Origin of the sequence: Roseomonas sp. TAS13 (genome assembly GCF_001950415.1) — a bacterium.
GTDB lineage: Bacteria > Pseudomonadota > Alphaproteobacteria > Acetobacterales > Acetobacteraceae > Roseomonas > Roseomonas mucosa.
On record NZ_BDLP01000322.1, the window covers coordinates 1 to 4,908 of the forward strand.

General features: G+C 70.3%; 3 protein-coding genes and 1 pseudogene. All 4 read left to right on the forward strand.

Going from position 1 to position 4,908, the window contains the following annotated elements; all coding sequences use genetic code 11:
• Nucleotides 1–788: pseudogene (locus ROTAS13_RS19185) on the forward strand (3-phosphoshikimate 1-carboxyvinyltransferase); the annotation flags it as partial.
• A 348-nt stretch (nucleotides 789–1,136) separates the two neighbouring features.
• Nucleotides 1,137–1,961, forward strand: coding sequence for an LGFP repeat-containing protein (locus ROTAS13_RS19190; RefSeq protein ID WP_079253464.1), 825 nt, complete (start codon nucleotides 1,137–1,139; stop codon nucleotides 1,959–1,961).
• A gap of 554 nt (nucleotides 1,962–2,515) precedes the next feature.
• A complete protein-coding gene (gene ppk2 / locus ROTAS13_RS19195) occupies nucleotides 2,516–3,433 on the forward strand; it encodes a polyphosphate kinase 2 (RefSeq protein ID WP_075823127.1) in 918 nt (305 codons plus the stop codon).
• Nucleotides 3,434–3,577: 144 nt separating this feature from the next.
• Entirely contained in the window at nucleotides 3,578–4,759 is a 1,182-nt protein-coding gene (gene dinB, locus ROTAS13_RS19200) for a DNA polymerase IV (protein ID WP_226946000.1), read from the forward strand.
• Nucleotides 4,760–4,908: the final 149 nt, after the last annotated feature.

The window sequence follows — 4,908 nt, forward strand, 5'->3', positions numbered from 1 at the left end:
GGTTCGAGGGGCGCGAGGTGAGCGTCGATGCCGGGCTGTCGAGCCAGTATGTCTCGGCGCTGCTGATGCTGGCCGCCTGCGGGGCGCATCCGGTGCGGGTGGTGCTGCGCGGCGATGCGATCGGGGCGCGGGGCTATATCGACCTGACGGTGGCGGCGATGCGGCGCTTCGGCGGGGTGGTGGAGGCGGAGGGGGGCTCCGCCTGGGTGGTGCAGCCGGGCGGATACCGGGCGGCGGAACTGCATGTGGAGCCGGATGCCTCGGCGGCGACCTATCTCTGGGCGGCGGAGGCGCTGACCGGGGGGGCGATCGACCTGGGCGTGGCGGCGGGGGACTTCACCCAGCCGGATGCGGCGGCCTATCCGCTGATCCGGGATTTCCGGCACCTGCCGCCGGTGATCGACGGGTCGCAGATGCAGGATGCGGTGCCGACCCTGGCGGCGGTTGCCGCCTTTGGCGCCGCGCCGGTGCGTTTCACGGGAATCGGCAATCTGCGGGTGAAGGAATGCGATCGGGTGCATGCCATGGCAACGGAGTTGTCGCGCCTCTCGCCCGGGCTGGCGGTGGAGGACGGGGACGACCTGGTGGTGACCCCGGCGCCGCGGGAAGGGTTCCGGGCGGCGCGAATCGAGACCTATGGCGACCACCGGATCGCCATGAGCATGGCGCTGGCCGGGCTGATGGTGCCAGGGGTGACGATCCTGGACCCGGGCTGCGTGGCGAAGACCTATCCGGATTACTGGCGGGACCTGGGGCGGCTGGGGGTGGAGATGCGGGCGGAGGGGTGAGGCCCCGGGGCGCGTCCCGGGGCGCGCAAGGAGCACGGGCGGCCTGTCCGGCAGGTCACCGTTTCGCGAGGAGAATGGCGCTTCGAGGGACGGGTGACGTGTCCTCCATCATCTCCCGGACGCCTTCCTTCTCTCCGGCATGGACGCCCAGATGCGCTTTCGGGCCAAGGCTGGGTCTGCGGTCCTTTTCCAGCGGATGGCTGGCCGGGACAGGTTCCGGAAGGCAGCCACGCGGACCGGTCCGGCATGACGGAACTGTCACCGCCGCCTCCACCATTCGGTGGACGCGGCCCGATGATCGTTTCGGATACGGTCTTTTCCACGGACAGTGTTCCGGGGAGAAGCGTCATGCCAACGAAAGTCGGTAATCTGGTGGTCTTCGGCGCCATCGAGGCGAAATGGCTGAGCCTGGGCGGGTTGGGGGGCGCGCTGGGCGCACCGGTGAACAACGAGACGCCCACCTTCGACGGGGTCGGGCGGTATCAGGATTTCCAGGCGGGGCGCACCATCTCCTGGCATCCGGATACCGGGGCGCACCTGGTCTATGGCTCGATCGGCGCGCGCTGGCGGGAGATCGGGCGTGAGCGCTTCGGCTATCCCATCAACGACGAGTCCGGCTGCCCGGACGGGGTGGGGCGGTTCAACCACTTCCGGGCGGAGCAGCTGCAAGGCAAGCCTGAGGCGTCGATCTACTGGTCGCCGGCGTCGGGCGCGCACGAGGTTTATGGCGCGATCCGGGACAAATGGGCGCGGCTGGGCTGGGAGCGGGGCAGCAGCCGCTATCCGCTGGAGGCGGAGCATGACGAGCCAGGCGTCGGGCGGCTGCAGCGCTTCCAGGGCGGGTATTTCACCTGGACCCCGGCGGGAGGCGCGCAGCAGCACAACGGCGCCTATGCGCCGCCGCCACGGATCACGCTGCGCGCCATCAGCGATGGCGGCCGCTTCATCGAGGTCCAGGGCGACAACTTCACCGGCCGGCAGAGCGCCAAGGTGGCCTATGACCTCTTTGCCGGGGGCGGCCCCACCACGCACCAGACGGGCGAGCATACCGTGGCCGTGAACGAGGTCGGCCATATCGCGGACCGGATCAGGGTGAACCTCTCCGGCCTCAGCGGCGCGCAGGTGCAGGCGACCGACCTGTCCTCCGGGCGGGCGGCCTCGGCCTCGCTTTGAGCCTGGCGCGGCGGCTTTTCCTGGGTGCGTGGCGCTTCGTGGCTGGCCGCCGGGGGAGAGGCCCTGCCTCTCCCGCCGGCCCCCCCCCTCTCCGCCGGGGACCGAAGCCGGCCCCCGGACCCCGGGCTTTCGTGGGTTCTGGTGGATACCGTTGTCCTGCAGCCTGATCCCCGGGTGCAGGTGGAAACGCGGGGCTCCCTAAGAGAAGAAAAACAACGTGTCCACGCTGGTGACATCGGCAACCTGCCGGAGAGCCGTGCTCTCCGGCGCGATCTGGCATCAGCGAGCGCCAACGACCGGGAGGTCCAGGACCCTCAGGGTCCTGGCGGATAGGGGGTCCGGGGGAAAGGCAGCGCCTTCCCCCCGGGAGGGCACAACGCCAGGATGTAAAGCACGACGGCCCGGGGGGAAAGCGGTGTCTGGACGGGGCGGCTGGCGCCCAGGGGCGGGTGCCGCTGCACGACGGTCATGGAACCGTCATGGATTCGTCGCATGCGCCGCCGCACGGCCTGTTTATAGCCGCCCATCCCAGGGAACCATCGAGGGGCGGCGGAATGGCGGGCGAGGACGAGGAGCGGCAGCAATCCTGGCTGCGGCTGGAGATGCAGGACGACCTGGACGAAGAGCTCGAGATGGAGCTCGACGACGAGCGGCTTCCCGAGGCGCTGCGGCAGATCCGGTGCGACCGGAAGAAGGGCACGATCGACCGGCAGCTCTATTTCCGGGAGCTGCTGCGGCTGCAGAGCGAGCTGGTCAAGCTGCAGGACTGGGTCACGCAGAACGGGCTGAAGGTCGTCGTGCTGTTCGAGGGGCGCGACAGCGCGGGCAAGGGCGGCGCCATCAAGCGCATCACCCAGCGCGTCAACCCGCGCACCTGCCGCGTCGTCGCCCTGCCGGCGCCGTCGGACCGCGAGCGGACGCAGTGGTACTTCCAGCGCTATGTCGCGCATCTGCCCGCGGCGGGCGAGATCGTGCTGTTCGACCGGAGCTGGTACAACCGGGCCGGTGTCGAGCGCGTGATGGGCTTCGCCAGCGAGGCGCAGGTGGAGGACTTCTTCCGCGACGTGCCGGAATTCGAGCGCATGCTCGTCCGTTCCGGCATCATCGTGGTGAAGTACTGGTTCTCCATCACCGACGAGGAGCAGCAGCTCCGCTTCCTCATGCGCATCCATGACCCGATCAAGCAGTGGAAGCTCTCGCCCATGGACCTGCAGTCGCGGGTGCGGTGGGAGCAGTACACCAAGGCCAAGGAGGAGATGTTCGAGCGCACGAACATCCTCGAGGCGCCCTGGTACATCGTCGAGGGCAACGACAAGAAGCGCGCGCGGCTGAACGTCATCGCACACCTGCTCTCCCTCATCCCCTATGAGGAAGTGCCGCACGAGCCGGTGGTCCTGCCCGAGCGCGTCTTCGACCCGAACTACGAGCGCCGGACCCTGCCGCCGGAACTCTACGTGCCGGAACGCTACTGAGGGCGCAGGCGCCGCACCGGCCCGGAAAACAGCTTCCAGGACGTCCGGCGACGGGCAAGGTTGCGGTTGGCGGTGTCCCGCTGGCTGGCCTATGCTCGTTCCCGGATTGTTCGTGCCGCCGCCCCTTCTGCCGGCGCGGCGGGGATGGGCGGGTGGAGGAGCGTGGTGCCGGAGGCGGCGGGGCCGGAAGCGGTCCGGAGGGAGAGCCCCGGGGACAGGCCTGAGGGCGGCCGTGGCGGCGGGCAGGCGGGCCGGGCGGCGCCGCGCAAGATCATCCATATCGACATGGACGCCTTCTTCGCCTCGGTGGAGCAGCGGGACGATCCGTCGCTGCGCGGGCTGCCGGTGGCGGTGGGCGGCGCGCGGGAGCGGGGCGTGGTCGCGGCGGCGAGCTACGAGGCGCGGCGCTTCGGCGTGCGCTCGGCCATGCCCTCCGTGGTGGCGCGGCGGAAATGCCCGGAGCTGGTCTTCGTGAAGCCGCGGTTCGAGGTGTACCGGGCGGTGTCGCAGGAGATCCGCGCGGTCTTCGCGGAATACACGCCGGTGATCGAGCCGCTGTCGCTGGACGAGGCCTATCTGGACGTGACGGAGAATTTGCGGGGCATCGGCTCGGCGACGGAGATCGCGGAGCGCATCCGGGCGGAGATCCGGGCACGGACCGGGCTCACCGCCTCGGCAGGGGTGTCCTACAACAAGTTCCTGGCCAAGCTCGCCTCCGACCAGCGCAAGCCGGATGGGCTCTTCGTCATCACGCCGCGCATGGGGCCGGGCTTCGTCGAGGACCTGCCGGTGGGGCGCTTCCATGGCGTCGGGCCGAAGACGGCAGCACGGATGGAGGGGATGGGCATCCATACCGGGCGTGACCTGCGGGCGCAGGGCCTGGAATTCCTGCAGGCGCATTTCGGCAAGGCCGGGGCCTATTACCACGCGATCAGCCGGGCCGAGGACGAGCGGCCGGTGCGGGCGGACCGCATCCGGAAATCGGTGGGGTCGGAGACGACCTTTGCCCACGACCTGCGCGGGGAGGCGGAGCTGGCGGCGTCGCTGCGGCCGCTGGCGGCGAAGGTGTGGGAGCATTGCGCGCGCCATGGCACGCGCGGGCGGACGGTGACGCTGAAGGTGAAGTTCAGCGATTTCCGCCAGGTGACGCGCAGCCAGAGCTTCGCGCGGGCGGTGCCGGAGCTCGCGGCGCTGGAGGAAAGCGCGCTGGCGCTGCTGCGCGGACTGCTGCCGCCGGAGCGGGGAATCCGGCTGCTGGGGGTGACGCTCTCGGGGCTGGAGGGGACGGAGGCCGGGGACGGGCCGGTGCAGATGGCGCTGCTGTAGTTTCCGGCCCCTTCGATGCGCCCGTGCCGATACGGCAGGCTTGATGCGGCGGGGTCGCCGGGGGCGAATGCCGGGCGTGGTGCCATGCTCCCGGGCCGGATGGCGCGGCCTGTCTCTTGATCACATCTACGCCCAGCTCCACCGTAAGG